We start from the raw sequence: 17,256 nt of genomic DNA on the forward strand, positions 1-17,256 counted from the left end.
ACGGTCTGCCCGGCGCCTACGCTCTGGCGGCGGACACCGACGGCATAGACGGCAGCGAGGACAATGCCGGCGCGCTGATCGCGCCAGATACGCTGGCCCGCGCCCTTGCGCTAGGCCTCAAGGCCGAAGACTGCCTGGCGGATCATGAAAGCTATGGTTTTTTCTCCGCGCTGAACGATCTGCTAGTCACCGGGCCGACGCACACCAATGTCAATGATTTCAGAGCGATCTTGCTGGGCTAGCGCGAGTCTTGAACCCGAAGGACCACAATATGGGCTTGTGAAGGTGCCCGAGCGTGTCCGAACTCTTGTGTAACCGGGGTTTAGGTAAGGTAAGCGTGACTCGAACTGGATGGCAAAGCGAGTTAGGGCCGCCTTCCAGGCTCGGATCGACATGCTCCACTACTGGCTGATATTTTTCAATGCTAGGTAGAACCACTTCAACAAGGCTTCGCCGCTCGGAAATGAGCTGCGACTCTTGGTGAGCTTGCTGCAGAAAGACAACGGCTACTTCTTTCTGAAGATCAAGGCCGCGTTCCCCTGTCATCGGGGATCAACCAAAAAAAAGCCCGCTAGGGGCTTTTTTGATAGCAGCAATAATTTAGAGAGGCTGAATGCCGGATGCTGCCGGACCCTTTTGGCCCATGGCTCTGGTAAAGCTCACTTTTTGGCCTTCATTCAGCGATTTGAATCCATCGGCGCGAATTTCAGAAAAATGAGCGAACAGATCATCACCGCCATTGTCCGGGGTGATAAAACCAAAACCTTTTGCGTCGTTGAAAAATTTAACGATACCGGTTTCCATAATTTACTCCTTGAGTCAGTAAGGGCAATAAAAATGCCGAAAAGCACGATAATCAAGGAATAGATAAGGAAACAATGAAGACCAACTGGGTGGGCAACGCGGTGTCGATAGATATGACGCTTGAAGATCCTGCTATCTCATATAATGCACAGGTTACTTTTCAATTGTCAACAAGATTTGTCATCTTGAAAAATGTAGGCTGACCGCATCCACGACGAATTGCATGAATAATTTTAAAATTCATTGAAACTGGCTAGGTTTCTATCTTATTTGCGCACTGGGAAAGTGTTTGGGTGATGTCTATCATCAGTCGAATTATTGTACGCCGTGACGATGGAAAATGCCTTTTAATTGCCGTAGGGTAGCAAAACTTGGGGGCATAGTGGATATGCATGCAACAAGAAGTGATGAAAACAAAAAAGCCCTGATTGCTCAGGGCTTTGATGCGTTCTACTGGCGGAGAGGGAGGGATTCGAACCCTCGGTACGCTTGCACGTACGCCTGATTTCGAGTCAGGTACATTCGACCACTCTGCCACCTCTCCGGCGGTCAGTCGAGGTGCGCATTATGGTTTGAAGCGCTTTTCCTGTCAATACCCGGTTGCAGCTTATTGCGGGCAAACCCCGCCCCTGCTTGGCTAGCCTAGGCGGCGCGCCAATCCTGCGCCAGTTGTCGCGCCGCAGTCAGCGCCGTCTCCTTGGCGACATCCCGGCGCTTGCCGCCGCGCCAGGCCATCACCACGCGCCAGCGCCCCAGCTCCGGTTCGGCCAGGTCCAATTCGTGGAGCAGCCCCTGCGCCAGCTCTTCCCGCACCGCCAGCCTGGGCACGAACGCCACGTAGCCATGCCACAAGGCCAGGTCGCGCGCGGCCGTCGCCGGCTGCAGCAGATGGATCGGACTGTCGGACTGACGCAGCGGCCGCAAGCGCCTGACCAAGTCCTCCGCCGCGTCTCCCCAGCGCTGCGGCGCCAAGGGATGAGCGGCAAGCTCGCGCAAGGAAAGGCCACGCTCGCCCGCCAAAGGATGCGTGGCGCAGACCACGGCCACAATCGGCGACTCGCCCAGCGCTTCCTGCGCTATGCCGGAAAGCGCAGGCCGTTGCAGCACAAATCCGACATCCAGCGTTCCCGCCAACAGCTGCTGCAGAATTTGCGGCGAATGGTCGGTATCGCAACGGATTTCCAACGGCGCGTCGGCCAGTTTGCGCAATAGCGGGCCGAATATCACTCCGGCCAGCGAAGGCAGGCAAGCCAGCTTCAATTTGGGCAAGCCCTGCCCCACGCCTAACTGCTCCCGCCCATCGGCCAGCGCCTCCAGCGCGGTGCGCGCGGCAGGCAAAAAGGCCAGGCAAGCCGCTGTCGGTTCCGCGCCACGGCGATGCCGGCTGAACAGGCGGGCCCCCAGCGATGACTCCAGCTGTGCGATGCGCTGGCTGACCTGCGGCTGCGTCCAGCCGCGCTTTGCCGCAGCCTGGCTGAAGCTGCCTAGCTCCGCCGCATCCAGCAGCAATTGCAGATCGCTTAAGACAATAGACATAACAAAAACCCATATCAAACATCACTAGATACCGTCTTCCATAATATCCAGCCCGCCACGACAATGGCATTCCATTTTCAATGAGACCACTCCATGCGCTACCTGGAAACCGAGCGACTGATTTTGCGTGCCGTGACCGCAGAAGACACCCAGGCCTTGTTCGACATCTACGGCGATCCGGCGACCAATCTCTACAACCCCAACGGCCCCTACCCCAGCCTGGATTATGCCCGGCAACGGATGGCCAGCTGGCTGGACGGCTGGGCCGCCGACGGGATCGGACAGTGGGCGGTGGAAAAAAGAGAAGCGCCGGGCCATGTGATCGGCTTTGGTGGACTATCCTATAAGGACTACGGCAGCGAAATGCGGCTGAACCTGGGCTACCGTTTCGCCACGTCGGCCTGGGGCTGCGGTTATGCCAGCGAAACGGCCCGCGCGTCTATAGGGTTTGCGTTTGGAGAGGGGGAGCGAGAGGCGATTTACGGCATGGTGCGGCCGGCCAACCTGCAATCGATCCGCGTGTTGGCCAAGCAGGGTTTTCGACAGATTGGACAACTGTCGGATGTGCCCGGCGATCCGCCGTCACTGGTCTTTATGCTGAGCCGAGACGACTACGCCAGAGAATGCGGAAAATGAAAAACCCGCCAGGGGCGGGCTTTTTTGGAATACGACTATCAGCTCGCCGCGCGGCGAGACTGACCCAGAACCCAATTAGGCGTTCTGGATATTAGACGCTTGCTTACCTTTCGGACCGGACACCACTTCAAAGCTTACACGTTGACCCTCTTTCAGAGTCTTGAAGCCTTGCATGTTGATGGCCGAGAAGTGAGCGAACAGATCTTCGCCGCCTTCATCCGGAGTAATAAAGCCGAAGCCTTTTGCGTCATTGAACCACTTTACGGTACCAAATGCCATTTAACTTCCTTGCAAAAAAAGGCTGGTGAAGCCGACCAACTTAGAGCTTAATAGAGTGACAGAACTTGCTGGATCGCAAAATGCCAAACAGTTAAGCCAAGCACCAGCTGCATTTCTACGCAACACAGGCGACGACGTCAAGTGATAGCGGTCTTACGGCCCCCCTTGAAAAAAAGTCAGAGGGAACCAAAATTGAAGTAAGGCACCGTTTCCATGAAAGTCGACATGTCCACCTCGGTCAAAGACGATGCCCAGCTTGAGGCGTCACGGGTTAGGGAAAACCCTCCACCGATGTATAAGGTGTTGTTATTGAACGATGATTTTACCCCGATGGACTTCGTGGTGCAGGTTCTCCAGCAGTTCTTCCATATGAACAGAGAGAAGGCCACACAAATCATGCTGCAAGTCCACACGCAAGGTCACGGCGTGTGTGGCGTTTATACCAAAGACGTGGCTGCAACGAAGGTCGAGCAGGTGTTGCAATATGCGAAAGCGCATCAGCATCCGCTTCAGTGCGTAATGGAGGAAAACTGATGATTGCCCAGGAGCTTGAAGTAAGCCTGCACATGGCGTTCATGGACGCACGGCGCAAGCGCCACGAGTTCATCAGCGTGGAGCATCTGCTGCTCGCGATGACCGACAATCCGTCGGCCGCAGAGGTGTTGCGAGCCTGCGGGGCGAATATCGACCAACTCAAAAAGCAACTGTCCGACTTCATCGACGAGCACACACCCACCGTGCCCGGCGAAACCGAGGTCGAGACGCAACCCACCCTCGGCTTCCAGCGGGTGATTCAACGCGCCATCCTGCACGTGCAGTCGTCGGGCAAGAAAGAAGTGTCCGGCGCCAACATCCTGGTCGCCATCTTTGGCGAAAAGGATTCGCACGCGGTGTATTACCTGCACCAGCAGGGCATCTCGCGCCTGGATGTCGTCAACTTCATCTCCCATGGCATCACCAAGCAGCGGTCGCAGCAGCAGCCGCAGGAGCCGCGCGACAATAGCAACAGCGACGCGGACAGCGAGGAACAAGCCACCGGTCCGGGCGGGGCGCTGGAGAACTACACCCAGAACCTCAACCAGATGGCGCGCGACGGCAAGATCGATCCCTTGATCGGCCGCGAGCCGGAGCTGGAGCGGACCGTGCAGATCCTGTGCCGCCGCCGCAAGAACAATCCGCTGCTGGTCGGCGAGGCCGGCGTCGGCAAAACCGCCATCGCCGAAGGCCTGGCGCGCCGCATCGTCAACGGCGAAGTGCCGGAGATTTTGTCCAAGTCCACCGTTTACGCGCTGGACATGGGCGCCCTGCTGGCCGGCACCAAGTACCGCGGCGATTTCGAACAGAGGCTGAAGGCCGTCATCAAGCAGCTGACCGATGACACCAACGCCATCCTGTTCATCGACGAGATCCACACGCTGATCGGCGCCGGCGCGGCCTCCGGCGGCACGCTGGACGCGTCCAACCTGCTGAAACCGGCCCTGTCCAACGGCAGCCTGCGTTGCATAGGCGCGACCACGTACAACGAGTACCGCGGCATCTTCGAGAAGGACAACGCGCTGTCGCGCCGTTTCCAGAAGATCGACGTGACCGAGCCTACCGTTCAGCAGACGGTGGAAATCCTGAAGGGGCTGAAATCCCGCTTCGAGGCCCACCACGGCGTCAAGTACACGCAATCGGCCCTGTCCACCGCGGCGGAGCTGTCGGCGCGCTACATCAACGACCGCCACCTGCCGGACAAGGCGATCGACGTGATCGATGAAGCCGGCGCGGCGCAGAAGATTCTGCCGAAGTCCAAGCAGAAGAAGGTCATCAACAAATCGGAAATCGAGGAGATCGTCGCCAAGATCGCCCGCATTCCGCCGAAGACCGTCTCCAGCGACGACAAGAACGTGCTGAAGAATCTGGAGCGCGACCTGAAGAACGTCGTGTTCGGCCAGGAGAAAGCCATCGAAGGGCTGGCCAGCGCGATCAAGATGACGCGTTCCGGCCTGGGCAACCCGCAGAAGCCGATCGGATCGTTCCTGTTCTCCGGCCCCACCGGCGTCGGCAAAACCGAACTGGCGCGCCAGCTGGCCTACATCCTCGGCGTCGAGCTGATCCGCTTCGACATGTCCGAGTACATGGAGCGCCACGCGGTGTCCCGACTGATCGGCGCGCCTCCGGGCTATGTCGGTTTCGAACAGGGCGGCCAGCTGACGGAAGCGATCAACAAGCATCCGTACACCGTGCTGCTGCTGGACGAGATCGAGAAGGCGCATCCGGACATCTACAACGTCCTGCTGCAGGTGATGGACCACGGCACGCTGACCGACAACAACGGCCGCAAGGCGGACTTCCGCAACGTGGTGCTGATCATGACCACCAACGCGGGCGCGGAATCGCTGTCCAAGCCTTCGCTGGGCTTCACCCAGACCAAGGCCGCGGGCGACGAGATGGGCGACATCAAGAAGATGTTCAGCCCCGAGTTCCGCAACCGCCTGGATGCCATCATCCCGTTCAGCATGCTGGACGAGCAGATCATCCTGCAGGTGGTGGACAAGTTCCTGATGCAGCTGGAGCAGCAACTGTCGGAGAAGCATGTCGATATCCACTTCACCGACGAGCTGCGCCAATACCTGGCGAAGAACGGCTTCGACCCGCTGATGGGCGCGCGTCCGATGGCCCGCCTGATTCAGGATACCCTGCGCAAGGCGCTGGCGGACGAGTTGCTGTTCGGCCGCCTGGTGGCCGGCGGCGAGGTGACGGTGACGGTCATCGACGGCAAGGTGGAGCTGCAGTTCGATCAGGATGCCCTCGCCACGGCCGAACCCGCCTGATCCTAGGCTGTTCTCTCAAGCAAACGCCCGCGCATGCGGGCGTTTTGTTTGGCGCGCTCGCCCCGGCATCAACCGCGCGGATGATGGCGCGCATGCAGTTGCTTCAGCCGCTCCCGCGCCACATGGGTATAGATCTGGGTGGTGGAGATGTCGGCGTGTCCCAACAGCAGCTGCACCACGCGCAGGTCGGCGCCGTGGTTGACCAGATGGGTGGCGAAGGCGTGCCGCAGCACGTGCGGGCTGACCTTGGACAGGCCCTGGCGGCCGGCGTATTGCGAAATCAGATGCCAGGCCATCTGCCGCGTCATCCCGGCCTTGCGCTGCGTGACGAACACCGCGTCGCAGGGATGGCCGGCCAGCAGCAGCGGCCGCGCCTCTTTCAAATAACGCAGCAGCCAGTCCTGGGCGATTTCACCCAACGGCACCAGCCGTTCCTTGCTGCCCTTGCCCATGGTTTTGACCACGCCGTCCAGCAGGTTCAGCTGGTTCAGCGTCAGGCCCACCAGCTCGGACACCCGCAGGCCGCTGGCGTACAGCACCTCCAGCATGGCGCGGTCGCGCAGGCCCAGCGGCGTCGCCACATCCGGCGCGGCCAGCAAGGCCTCGACATCGACTTCGGACAGGGACTTGGGCAAGCGCTGGCCCTGCTTGGGCGAGGCCAGATTGGCGCTGGGATCATCTTGTCGCTGGCCGCTTTGCAGCAGGTATTGGTAATAGCGGCGCAAGGCCGAAGTCAGACGGGCGCGGGTGGCCGGCTTCTCGCTGCCCGTCCCGATCAGCATCGCCTGCTCCAGTTCGTCCCGCCCGGCCCGCTCCAGCGACGCGCCCAGCTCGGCCAGCCGGGCGGCCAGCTTGGACAGGTCGCGGCGATAGGCCGCCAAAGTATTGTTGGATAACCCGTCGGCCAGCCATAGCTGGTCGAGAAAGGCGTCGATGCTGTCCTTATCCGAGCTCATGCCGCAGCAGCCATCGCTTGATGTCCAGCGTTTCGTCGCCGGTGGATTGGTTGAAGCCCCCAAGCCCCGCGCTGGCCACCACGCGGTGGCACGGCACGATGATGGGAATCGGATTGCGGCCGCAAGCGCCGCCGACGGCACGCGGCGACGAGGCCAGCGCTTGGGAGAGGTCGAGGTAACGACGAGTCTCGCCGCAGGGAATGGCGACAATCCGCTCCCATACCCGCAACTGATAGGGCGTGCCGTGCAAGCGGTAAGGCACAGTGAAGGCGTGGCGCGCATCGGTGTAATAGGCGTCCAGCTGCCTCGCCACTTCGGCCGCCAAACTCCCCGCAGCCGGCGTCTGCAAGGCCGCATCCGCCGGCAGGAAACGCAGTTCGACCAGCTCCCCGTCTCGGCAAGCCACACCCAGCCTGCCAAACGGCGCGGCGATCACGGCATATTCCATCTCACCCCCTGAAACGAAAAAAGCGCAAGGCCAGGCCTTGCGCTTTGATGATAGCGGCGGTCGCCGACAGGATTAACCCTGCTTGCGAGCCGGCAGCTTTTCCTTGATGCGAGCGGACTTGCCGGTACGGCCGCGCAGGTAGTACAGCTTGGCGCGACGAACGTCACCGCGACGCTTCACTTCAACGGAAGCCACCAGCGGGGAGTAGGTTTGGAAGGTACGCTCAACGCCTTCGCCGGCGGAGATCTTGCGCACGGTGAACGCGCTGTTCAGACCGCGGTTACGCTTGGCGATGACTACGCCTTCGTAAGCCTGCAGACGCTCGCGGTTGCCTTCCTTTACCTTCACCTGAACCACTACGGTGTCGCCCGGGGCGAATTCCGGCAGGGTCTTGCCCAGGCGTGCGATTTCTTCTTGCTCGAGTTTTTGGATCAGATCCATGATTTACTCCGATTTGTTCTGGACATCTTGTTCCTGCTGGTACTCCGCCAGCAGCCGAGATTCCTGTTTTGTCAAAATACGGTCTTTCAGCAGTTCGGGCCGACGTTGCCACGTGCGTCCCAGCGACTGCTTCAGCCGCCATTTGGCGATCAGGGCATGATTACCGGACAACAGCACATCCGGCACCCGCATGCCTCGATACTCTTCGGGTCGGGTATAGTGCGGACAGTCTAGCAGACCATCCACAAATGAGTCTTCGTACGCCGATTGCGCATCGTTGAGCACGCCCGGCAACAAGCGCACCACAGCGTCCGCCAGCACCATCGCCGGCAATTCGCCGCCCGACAGCACGTAGTCGCCGATGGAAATCTCCTCGTCGACTTGCGTGGCGATCAGCCGCTCGTCTATGCCTTCGTAGCGGCCGCACAGCAGAATCAGGCCAGGCCTTTGCGACAACTCCACCGCCTTGGCGTGCGAGAGCCGCGCGCCCTGCGGCGACAGATACACCACATGGCTGCTCTCGGCGCCGGCTTCGCGCTGACGCGCGCGCGCGGCGGCAAGGGCCTGCTCCAGCGGTTCGATCTGCATCACCATGCCGGGACCGCCGCCATACGGCCGGTCATCCACCCGACGATAATTGTCGTGGGTGAAATCGCGCGGGTTCCAGGCACGGAACTGCCACAAGCCCAAGTCAAGCGCCCGCTGGCTGACGCCAAAGCGGGCGATCGAGTCGAACATCTCCGGGAACAGCGTTACCGCGTCGATCTGCATCAGTAATCCAGACCCCAGTCCACCAGGATGCGGCCTTCGGCCAGCAGCACCTCCAACACATATCGATCCACGAAGGGGATCAGCCTTTGGCCGTGCTCACCCTTCACCACCAATACGTCGTTGGCGCCGGTTTCCAGCAGCGTTTCCACCGTGCCCAGCGCCTCGCCCTGCTGGTTGACCACTGCCAGACCGATCAAATCGTTCCAGTAGTATTCGCCTTCGCCAGCTTCGGGGAGCTCGCTGCGCGGCACGGCAATCTGCATGCCTCGCAACGCTTCCGCTGTGTCGCGCTCGTCGACGCCTTCCAGCTTGGCCGCCAGGGCCTTGGGCTGAACAGCGCCGTTTTCGAATGCGTACGGCTTCCAGCTGCCGTTTTTGCCCAACCACCAGGTCGGGTAATCAAACAGGCTGTCAGCGTATTCGGTATCGGCATGGATTTTCACCCAGCCTTTAATACCGAAGGCGCCGCGCACAAAGCCCATTACTACGAGATCTTCGTCGCGCATGCGCCCAAATCCGTCTTGATGTTGGATAGCCGGATTAAGCGGCTACGACCTTCTGCTCTTTCAGCAGCTTGGCAACGGAGTCGGACAGCTGGGCGCCAACGCCTACCCAGTAGTTCAGACGGTCCATGGTGAAGCGGACGCGTTCTTGCTTCTCGTTGGCTACCGGGTTGTAGAAGCCAACGCGCTCGATGAAGCGACCGTCACGACGGTTACGGGAATCGGTCACCACGATGTTGTAGAACGGACGGTTCTTGGCGCCGCCGCGTGCCAGACGAATCACTACCATTGTCGATTGTCCTTGAAAAAAACTGGATATAGAAAAGCCCACGATTTTAGGTCAGTTTTCCCTTATCTTGCAAGCGCTTAATGCAAGACTGTGTCGGATAGACCGCTCAGAGCGGCTTCAACACCAGTGTCAGCGCCCTGTCTTCAGGGTGCGGCTCCACGCTAAACCCCAGTTTATGCATCAGTTTCAACATGCCTTTGTTGCCGGCCAGCACTTCGCCGCGCATCAGCTTCAGCCCCTGCTCGCGCGCCGCGTCGAACAAGGCCTGCATCAATAGATTGCCTATGCCCCGCCCTTGCCAGTCATCCGCCACCTCCAGCGCGAACTCGCAGGCCTCGTTGTCCGGGTCGGTGATGAAGCGGGCAACCGCCAGCATCTCCTCCCCCGCCTCGCCTTCCCGCGTCATCGCCAGCGCCATTTCGCGGTCGTAGTCGAGCTGGGTGAAGCGGACCAGCATGCTCTGCGACAGCTGTTTGATGCTGGACAGGTAGCGGTTGTAGCGGCTTTCCTCGGACAGGTTGCGGACGAAAGCCTGCTGCATGTCCGCGTCTTCCGGCCGCACCGGACGAATCATCACCGGCGTGCCGTCATGCAGCTTGGCGCACACCACCATATGCGTGGGGTAAGGCATGATGGCCATGTGGCCGTAGCGTTTGCGCTCGGCGCCCGCCGGCTGCACCACAATGCGGGCATCCAGCGCGATAACGCCCTTCTCGTCCGCCACCAGCGGGTTGATGTCCAGCTCGCGGATCTGCGGCAGCTCGCACACCATTTCCGACACTTGCAGCAAGACATGGCGCAGCTCGTCAACATCCACCGGCGGCAGGTTCTTGAACGGCCCCAGCAACTGGCCGATGCGGGTCTGGCTGATCATGCTGTCCACCAGATAATCGTTCAGCGGCGGCAGCGCCAACGCCAGGTCGTGCATGACTTCCACCGCGATGCCGCCGGCGCCGAATGCCACCACCGGGCCGAAGGCGGCGTCGTGCGCCACCCCCACCATCACCTCGCGGGCAAAGCGGCGCTTGCGCATGGGCTGCACCGAGACGCCTTCGATGCGCGCATCCGGACGCGCCTGCCGGGTGCGGCTGATGATGCCGTCAAAGGCCGCGCGCAATGTGGCCTCGTTGCTGATGTTCAGCTCCACCCCGCCCACATCGCTCTTATAGATAATGTCCGGCGAATCGATCTTCAGCACCACCGGATAGCCTATCGCCTCGGCCTGGCGCACCGCCTCGTCGGCTTTGCGCGCCAAGGTGGTGGGATTGACCGGGATGTGGAAAGCCGCCAGCACCTGCTTGGACTCGCGCTCGGACAGGATTTCCCGCCCTTCGGCCAGCGCCACGTCTATCACCTTGCGCGCCGCCGCCACGTCGGGATCGTCGCGCTGGCCCTCCAGCGGCCCCGGCGTCTGCAACAGCAGCTGCTGGTTGTGCTGATAGGCGGCCAGATGGCGGAACACCTCGATGCCGTATTCCGGCGCGCTGAAGTGCGCGCATTTGGCCTTGGAGAACAGCTCGCGGCTTTCCGACACCTTGGCGTCGCCCAGCCAGGACAGGAACAAGGGTTTGGTCGTCTCGCGCTGCAGGCCTATCATCAGTTGCGCGGTGGTCAGGTGATCGGTGCCGGCCTGCGGCGTGAAGATCACCATCACGCCGTCCACGCCCGGATCATCGACACAGGCCTTCACCGCGGTGCGAAAGCGCATCGGGCTGGCGTCACCGATGATGTCCAGCGGATTGCCGTGCGACCAATTGCGCGGCAGCACGCTGTCCAGCAGCTTCATGGTGCCCTCGCTCAGCTTGGCCAGCTCCACGCCGCAATCCACGGCGCTGTCGGCCGCCAGCAGGCCCGGCCCGAAACCGTTGGTCACGATGGCCAGCCGCTTGCCGCCGACGCGGTAATTGGCCGCCAAGACCTTGGCGGCGGTGAACAACTGGGCGATGGACGACACGCGCAGCACGCCGGCACGCGCCAGCGCGGCGTCGAACACATCGCCGCTGGCCACCAGATTGCTGGCGTGGGTGCGGCCGCCGGCATCGTTCTCGAAACGGCCGGACTTGATCACCACCACCGGCTTGGTGCGGGCGGCCGCGCGCAGCGCCGACATGAAGCGGCGGGCATCGTAGATGTGGTGAACATGCAACAGAATGCCCTGAGTGGCATTGTCGGCCACCAGGTAATCGAGGATTTCGCCGAATCCGACATCCAGCGCCCCGCCCAGCGACACCACGCTGGAAAAACCGATCTCCTTGCTGTCCGCCCAGTCCAGCATCGCCGCGCACAGGGCGGACGACTCCGACACCAGCGCCAGATTGCCCGGCCGCACCTTGCCGTTGTAATTGCTGGCGTTGAAGCCGGCCACCGGCCGCATCAGGCCCAGCACATTCGGGCCGAGCAGACGGATGCCGAAGTGGCGGGCGATGGACAGCGCCTCGTTGATCAGCTCCTGCTCCAACTGTTCGCTGTCGGAAAACTCCTTGGCCAGCAGCACGGCCTTGACGCCCTTCTTGCCGCAATCCTTGACGATGCCCGGCAGCGAGCGTATCGCCGTCGCCACCACGGCCAGGTCTATCGGCTCCTCGATCTGCCGCACCGAAGACACCGCCGGAATGCCGCCGACCACCTTGTGATTCAGATTGACCGGAAACAGCTTGCCCTGGAAAGAACCGGCCAGCAGATTGGCGAAGACGGCCTGGCCTATGGAGCCGGGACGATCGCTGGCTCCGACCACGGCGACAGTGCGCGGGGAAAACAGCGGGGTCAGATAATGTGGCCTCATGCGTGCGTGTCCTCGGAAACAATATCAATCAGTAGCGCCCTGCCGGCAGGCGTTGGCTGCAGCCACGCCACCTGCAAGATTACGTGATCCATGCGAAATGCGCGCGACAGCATCGGCTGCCAAAGCGGGAAGGAAGGACGGTGTAGCCGCCGTCATGCGGCGGCGGCCAGCCCTTGCCATCATGCAGAGCAAACCTGCGCGTCATATTGACCTCCGGCAAACCATACACATGTGGGTAAGCTGGTCCGCAACGGTTGAATTTCGCCGCCCGCCATATCGAGCTAGTGGCGCAGCCTTTACAATATTGCTAACCTTTACAGTTTCGCAATAAACGTATTTTGCGCCGCAGCACGCAACCGGCCGGGAAACCCTCGGCCAGGCAGGAGCCGACACACCATGACGAAACGCGTCGTCACACTCGCTCATTATTACACCCAGCCGGAAATCCAGCAGATGGCCGACAAGGTGGGTGACAGCCTGGAACTGTCGCTGTACGCCAAGGAAGCCCAGGCCGACATCATCGTGTTCGCCGGCGTGCGTTTCATGGCCGAGACCGCGAAGATCCTGAACCCGGAAGCCACGGTGATCCTGCCGGACGCAGGCTCCACCTGTTCGCTGGTGACGCAAACCGACGTCGTCGAGCTGACCCAGTGGCGCAAGCGTTACCCGGACCATGTCCACGTCGCTTACATCAACTCCAGCGCCGAACACAAGGCGGTGTCGGACTGGATCGTCACCAGCCGCAATGTCGATGACATCATCGCGCATCTGTATGCCGAAGGTAAGAAAGTCATCTTCTCGCCGGACCGCAATATGGGCGGCTATCTGAACGACCAATACGGCTACGACATGCCGCTGTGGTCCGCCGTGTGCGAAGTGCACGACAAGTTCAACGAGGCCGCGCTGAACGAGGCCTTCGCCGCCGCGTCCGGCGACAAATACCTGATCGCCCACCCGGAAAGCCCGCTGCCGGTGCTGAAGAAGGCCGATTACGTCGGCTCCACCTCCGGCATGCTGAACTGGGTGAAAAACTACCAGGGCAATACCAAGGCGGTGATCTTCGTCGCCACCGAGGACGGCATCCTGTACAACATGGGGCTGGCCCGCCCGGACCTGGACCTGCGCCAGGCGCCGATCTATGCCGGCTGCCAGTGCAACTCCTGTCCGTACATGAAGATGAACAGCATCGAAGCGGTCAAGCGCGCCCAGCAAGGCGAAGGTCTGGTGATCGACTACCTGAGCGCCGAGCAGATGGACGCCGCGCGCGTGCCGATCGAACGCATGCTGGAATTCAGCAAACGCTACTACGCCTGAGCCAGGCCGCACAACCCGCCCGACGCGGGTTTTTTTACGGGCCGCCGCCGCCTCGCGGCACTATTCGCTGTCATGATGGCGGCGCTACAATCACGCGATGAATACGGAAAGACAGTATGAAGTTTCTGCTGAGCAACGATGACGGCTACGCCGCCCCTGGCCTCGCCATGCTGGCCCAAACGCTGCGGCGTTATGGCGAGGTGGTGGTCGTGGCGCCGGACCGCGACCGCAGCGGCGCCAGCAACTCGCTGACGCTGGACCGCCCGTTGACGGTGCGCTCGGCGGACAACGGCTTTTACTACGTCAACGGCACGCCCACCGACTGCGTGCACCTGGCGGTGACCGGGCTGTTGGATTTCAAGCCGGACATGGTGTTCACCGGCATCAACCACGGCCCGAATATGGGCGACGACACGCTATATTCCGGCACGGTGGCGGCCGCCACCGAAGGCTTCATGCTGGGCATCCCGTCCATCGCGGTTTCGCTGGCCGGGCATAGCGGCAAGCATTTCGCCACCGCCGGCAAAGTGGTGGAACAATTGGTCGAACGTTGCCTGGAACAGCCGTTTGCCCAGCCGGTTCTGCTGAATGTGAACGTACCGGACGCGCCGCCGGAACAACTCGGCGCGATGCAAGTGACCCGGCTGGGACGCCGCCACGCCGCGCAGCCGGTGATCAAATCTCAGAATCCTCGCGGCGAGACGATATACTGGGTAGGGCCGGTCGGCACAGTGCAGGACGCCGGGGCCGGAACCGACTTCGGCTGCATTGCGGCGAACCAGCCCTCGGTGACGCCGCTGATGCTGGATCTGACCGCCTACGGGCAATTGGACAGGATTTCCACATGGCTTCACCGCTGACACAGAACAGCCAGGCTTACGGCATGCTTTCCGAGCGCACGCGCCGGCGCATGACCGACCGTCTGCGCCAGCATGGCATCGCCGACGAGCGAGTGCTGACTGCCATGCATGAAGTGCCTCGCCATCTGTTCGTCGATCAGGCCCTGGCCACCCGCGCCTACGACGATGTGTCGCTGCCCATCGGCCACGGCCAGACCATCTCGCAGCCGCTGACGGTGGCCAGAATGACCGAACTGCTGATCCAGGGTCGCCCGCCGGGCAAGATCCTCGAGATCGGCACCGGTTGCGGCTACCAGACGGCCGTGCTGCTGAAGGCTGGCGCCGAAGTCTATTCAGTGGAACGACTGGGCACGATTTTGGACCAAGCAAGACGCAATCTGCGCGCCGCCAAGCTGGTCCATGCCCGCTTGGTGCACGGAGACGGCAATACCGGCCTGGCCGAGGCCGCTCCCTTCGACGGCATCATCGTCACCGCCGCCGCGCGCGCGGTGCCGACCGCCCTGGTGGATCAGCTGGCCGATGGCGGCAGAATGGTGCTGCCGCTGGGAGAGGGCGAGCAACATTTATGGCTGTTGGAGAAAACAGCGCAAGGTTTGCAAAAGACTAGGCTCGATCCAGTGAAATTTGTTCCACTGCTGAATGGACGCAGTTAAAACTGCAAAAACGCAACACTATCACTGTCAGACAATCGAGCAAGACCCCAACTTAAACGTTTCTACACAAAAACATGCTAAAAATGCATTGCAGGTATGCCCATATATTAGCTGCGCTAGCCGCCACCGCATTGGCCGGCTGCAGCAGCATGGTACAGCAGGCGGCGCCGGTGGAATCCGCGGCGCCCTCGACGATAAGCAGCAACAAGCCGGCCCCGGTGGCAGCCAACGCCAACCATGCGGCCAATACGGAAGCCATGCCCTACCGGGACGCCGGCAACCTGAATATGCAGCCCGTGGGCCAAGCGCCGGCAGCGTCTGCGCCTGCCGCAGGCGAACAGACTTACGTGGTGAAGCCGGGCGACAATCTGTTCCGGATCTCGTTGAACCACGGCTTGAAATACAAGGATGTCGCCGCCTGGAACAACCTGCCGGATACCGGCATCAAGGTGGGACAGGTGCTGCGGCTGACGCCGCCAGGCGGCGATGCAAGCCCGGCGCCGGTTACGACGGCGGCAGCGGCGCAGCCGGCGCCAGTGGAGTCAGTCACCGCCGCGGCGACCGGCGGCGCGGTCAAGACGTATCCCAAGGCGCTGAAGCTGCCTTACAGCAGCGAAGCGGCCAAGGACATCGCGGCTCAGAGCGAGGGCCGCGGTGGCGTCAAAAACAACGCTCAGGCATCAAGCTCAACCCCTTCCCCCGCCCCGGGGAAAAAGCAGGAAGCCAGCACGGCAGTTGCCGCCGCGCCGGCGCAGGAGGCCAGCGCCCCCGCGGCCAAGCAGGAAGAAGACGCGGTGGCATGGCTGTGGCCGACCGAGGGCAAGCTCATCAAGGGTTTCTCGGAAAGCAACAAAGGCATTGAAATCAGCGGGCGCATGGGCCAGCCGGTGCTCGCGGCAGGAGATGGCAAGGTGGTGTACAGCGGGACCGGGCTGCGCGGCTACGGCAAGCTGATCATCATCAAGCACAACAAGACTTTCCTGTCGGCTTACGCGCATAACAGCCAGCTGCTGGTCAAGGAGGGACAGTCTGTCAAGAAAGGGCAGAAGATTGCCGAAATGGGCAATACCGATGCCGACCAAGTCAAGCTGCACTTTGAGGTGCGCCGTTTCGGCAAGCCTGTGGATCCGATGCAGTATCTTGAACACAAGTCCTAGCGGGTAGGCTCAGCCCCCGCCGGGACCAGACAGCGACGGGGGTAGAGTCATGAGCAACGAAATCGACATTCTGGACGAGAGCGAGATTCTCGACGAGGAAGCCGCCGAAGAAGGTGCAGCGGAGGCCGAAGCCGAAGAAAGCGCGGACAGCACCGCGGTCTTTGAAGACGTGGTCGCCGATGTCACCCAGATTTACCTGAACGACATCGGCAACAACGCGCTGCTGACCCCGCAGGAAGAACTGGCGCTGGCGCGGCGCGTAGTCGCCGGGGAGTTTGAAGCTCGCCAGAAAATGATCGAGCACAATCTGCGCCTGGTGGTGAACATCGCCAAACACTACATCAACCGCGGGCTGGCGCTGCTGGATCTGATCGAGGAAGGCAATATCGGCTTGATGCACGCGCTGGAAAAGTTCGATCCGGAGCGCGGCTTCCGCTTCTCCACCTACGCCACCTGGTGGATACGCCAAAGCATAGAGCGGGCGATCATGAACCAGTCGCGCACCATCCGACTGCCGGTGCATGTGATCAAGGAACTGAACGTCTACCTGCGCGCCTCGCGCCACTTGGAAAGCCAGATCGGCCGCGAACCCACGCTGGACGAAATCGCCCATTTGGTCGGCAAACCGGTGGACGACGTGCGCAAGGTGATGAACCTCAACGAGCGCATGGCCTCGCTGGATGCGCCGCTGGACATCGATCCGATGCTGTCCATCGGCGAATCGATCCCGGACGAGCAGCATGAGGAGCCGGAGCTGCAGTTGCACAACAGCCAGCTGGAAACCTTCGTCCACGACTGGCTGGGCCAGCTGAACGAAAAACAGCGGCTGGTCATCGAACGGCGCTACGGCTTGAACGGCTACGAGATCTGCACGCTGGAAGAGCTGGCCGCCTCGCTGAACCTGACCCGCGAGCGCGTGCGGCAGATCCAGATCGAAGGGCTGGAACAGCTGCGCCGCATCCTGCGCCGCAAGGGCATCTCTCGCGACTTCCTGCTCTAAGCGCGGCAAAC

General features: G+C 61.5%; 19 protein-coding genes, 1 tRNA gene and 1 pseudogene. 9 read left to right on the top strand and 12 right to left on the bottom strand.

From position 1 onward, the window contains the following. The coding region (locus C2134_RS21920; RefSeq protein WP_304529170.1) for an MOFRL family protein at positions 1-242 on the top strand (242 nt) is incomplete at its 5' end. Between the two features lie 87 nt (positions 243-329). On the opposite strand, the pseudogene C2134_RS21735 reads toward C2134_RS21920, so the two are convergent. The 4 genes and pseudogenes from C2134_RS21735 to C2134_RS14590 all read right to left on the bottom strand — a co-directional run. After that, positions 330-488, bottom strand: a pseudogene (locus C2134_RS21735) (IS256 family transposase); the annotation flags it as partial. Positions 489-600: 112 nt separating this feature from the next. Continuing rightward, the gene (locus C2134_RS14580; protein WP_083338705.1) at positions 601-804 is read right to left on the bottom strand and encodes a cold-shock protein; all 204 of its coding nucleotides are present in this window, start codon (positions 802-804) and stop codon (positions 601-603) included. Positions 805-1,258: 454 nt separating this feature from the next. Further along, a tRNA-Ser gene (locus tag C2134_RS14585) sits at positions 1,259-1,348 on the bottom strand. Positions 1,349-1,446: 98 nt separating this feature from the next. Then, positions 1,447-2,340, bottom strand: a complete 894-nt coding sequence (locus C2134_RS14590; RefSeq protein WP_103320877.1) for a LysR family transcriptional regulator — start codon at positions 2,338-2,340, stop codon at positions 1,447-1,449. Positions 2,341-2,433: 93 nt separating this feature from the next. Between C2134_RS14590 and C2134_RS14595 the strand changes: the two genes are divergently transcribed. Continuing rightward, a complete protein-coding gene (locus C2134_RS14595; protein ID WP_103320878.1) occupies positions 2,434-2,976 on the top strand; it encodes a GNAT family N-acetyltransferase in 543 nt (180 codons plus the stop codon). 75 nt (positions 2,977-3,051) lie between these two features. On the opposite strand, the gene C2134_RS14600 is transcribed toward C2134_RS14595, so the two are convergent. Continuing rightward, entirely contained in the window at positions 3,052-3,255 is a 204-nt protein-coding gene (locus C2134_RS14600) for a cold-shock protein (RefSeq protein ID WP_011137214.1), read from the bottom strand. 225 nt (positions 3,256-3,480) lie between these two features. Between C2134_RS14600 and clpS the strand changes: the two genes are divergently transcribed. Together clpS and clpA are read left to right on the top strand one after the other, a co-directional pair. Next, positions 3,481-3,789, top strand: coding sequence for an ATP-dependent Clp protease adapter ClpS (gene clpS, locus C2134_RS14605; RefSeq protein ID WP_043624381.1), 309 nt, complete (start codon positions 3,481-3,483; stop codon positions 3,787-3,789). Continuing rightward, on the top strand, positions 3,789-6,071 hold the full coding sequence (gene clpA / locus C2134_RS14610; RefSeq protein ID WP_103320879.1) for an ATP-dependent Clp protease ATP-binding subunit ClpA: 2,283 nt from the start codon (positions 3,789-3,791) through the stop codon (positions 6,069-6,071). The genes clpS and clpA overlap by 1 nt, the downstream gene beginning before the upstream one ends. Before the next feature lie 68 nt (positions 6,072-6,139). Here clpA and xerD read toward each other — a convergent pair whose 3' ends face one another. The 7 genes from xerD to C2134_RS14645 form a co-directional block, all read right to left on the bottom strand. Further along, positions 6,140-7,027 carry a site-specific tyrosine recombinase XerD gene (xerD, locus tag C2134_RS14615; protein WP_103320880.1) on the bottom strand — a complete coding sequence of 296 codons (888 nt, stop codon included), beginning with the start codon at positions 7,025-7,027 and terminating at the stop codon, positions 6,140-6,142. Next, a complete protein-coding gene (locus C2134_RS14620) occupies positions 7,014-7,475 on the bottom strand; it encodes a methylated-DNA--[protein]-cysteine S-methyltransferase (RefSeq protein ID WP_103320881.1) in 462 nt (153 codons plus the stop codon). Before C2134_RS14620 ends, xerD begins: the two co-directional genes overlap by 14 nt. A 72-nt stretch (positions 7,476-7,547) precedes the next feature. Continuing rightward, positions 7,548-7,916, bottom strand: a complete 369-nt coding sequence (rplS, locus tag C2134_RS14625; protein WP_043624391.1) for a 50S ribosomal protein L19 — start codon at positions 7,914-7,916, stop codon at positions 7,548-7,550. Positions 7,917-7,919: 3 nt separating this feature from the next. Beyond that, positions 7,920-8,687, bottom strand: coding sequence for a tRNA (guanosine(37)-N1)-methyltransferase TrmD (trmD, locus tag C2134_RS14630; protein ID WP_103320882.1), 768 nt, complete (start codon positions 8,685-8,687; stop codon positions 7,920-7,922). Beyond that, positions 8,687-9,193, bottom strand: a complete 507-nt coding sequence (gene rimM, locus C2134_RS14635; RefSeq protein ID WP_103320883.1) for a ribosome maturation factor RimM — start codon at positions 9,191-9,193, stop codon at positions 8,687-8,689. The genes trmD and rimM overlap by 1 nt, the downstream gene beginning before the upstream one ends. A 34-nt stretch (positions 9,194-9,227) precedes the next feature. Continuing rightward, complete coding sequence (gene rpsP, locus C2134_RS14640) at positions 9,228-9,479, bottom strand: 30S ribosomal protein S16 (RefSeq protein ID WP_011137222.1); 252 nt, start codon at positions 9,477-9,479, stop codon at positions 9,228-9,230. Between the two features lie 106 nt (positions 9,480-9,585). Next, complete coding sequence (locus C2134_RS14645; RefSeq protein WP_103320884.1) at positions 9,586-12,261, bottom strand: bifunctional acetate--CoA ligase family protein/GNAT family N-acetyltransferase; 2,676 nt, start codon at positions 12,259-12,261, stop codon at positions 9,586-9,588. 396 nt (positions 12,262-12,657) lie between these two features. On the opposite strand from C2134_RS14645, the gene nadA reads away from it, so the two are divergent. The 5 genes from nadA to rpoS all read left to right on the top strand — a co-directional run bounded on the left by nadA (position 12,658) and on the right by rpoS (position 17,245). Next, on the top strand, positions 12,658-13,575 hold the full coding sequence (gene nadA / locus C2134_RS14650) for a quinolinate synthase NadA (protein WP_071109462.1): 918 nt from the start codon (positions 12,658-12,660) through the stop codon (positions 13,573-13,575). Positions 13,576-13,691: 116 nt separating this feature from the next. Continuing rightward, positions 13,692-14,435 (top strand): 5'/3'-nucleotidase SurE, encoded by a 744-nt coding sequence (gene surE / locus C2134_RS14655; protein ID WP_103320885.1) that lies wholly within the window; start codon positions 13,692-13,694, stop codon positions 14,433-14,435. Further along, positions 14,420-15,088 (top strand): protein-L-isoaspartate(D-aspartate) O-methyltransferase, encoded by a 669-nt coding sequence (locus C2134_RS14660; protein ID WP_103320886.1) that lies wholly within the window; start codon positions 14,420-14,422, stop codon positions 15,086-15,088. Before surE ends, C2134_RS14660 begins: the two co-directional genes overlap by 16 nt. A gap of 149 nt (positions 15,089-15,237) precedes the next feature. Further along, entirely contained in the window at positions 15,238-16,245 is a 1,008-nt protein-coding gene (locus tag C2134_RS14665) for a peptidoglycan DD-metalloendopeptidase family protein (protein ID WP_103321008.1), read from the top strand. Positions 16,246-16,294: 49 nt separating this feature from the next. Next, the gene (gene rpoS, locus C2134_RS14670) at positions 16,295-17,245 is read left to right on the top strand and encodes an RNA polymerase sigma factor RpoS (protein ID WP_103320887.1); all 951 of its coding nucleotides are present in this window, start codon (positions 16,295-16,297) and stop codon (positions 17,243-17,245) included. Positions 17,246-17,256 lie beyond the last annotated feature (11 nt).

Origin of the sequence: Chromobacterium sinusclupearum (assembly GCF_002902845.1) — a bacterium.
GTDB lineage: Bacteria > Pseudomonadota > Gammaproteobacteria > Burkholderiales > Chromobacteriaceae > Chromobacterium > Chromobacterium sinusclupearum.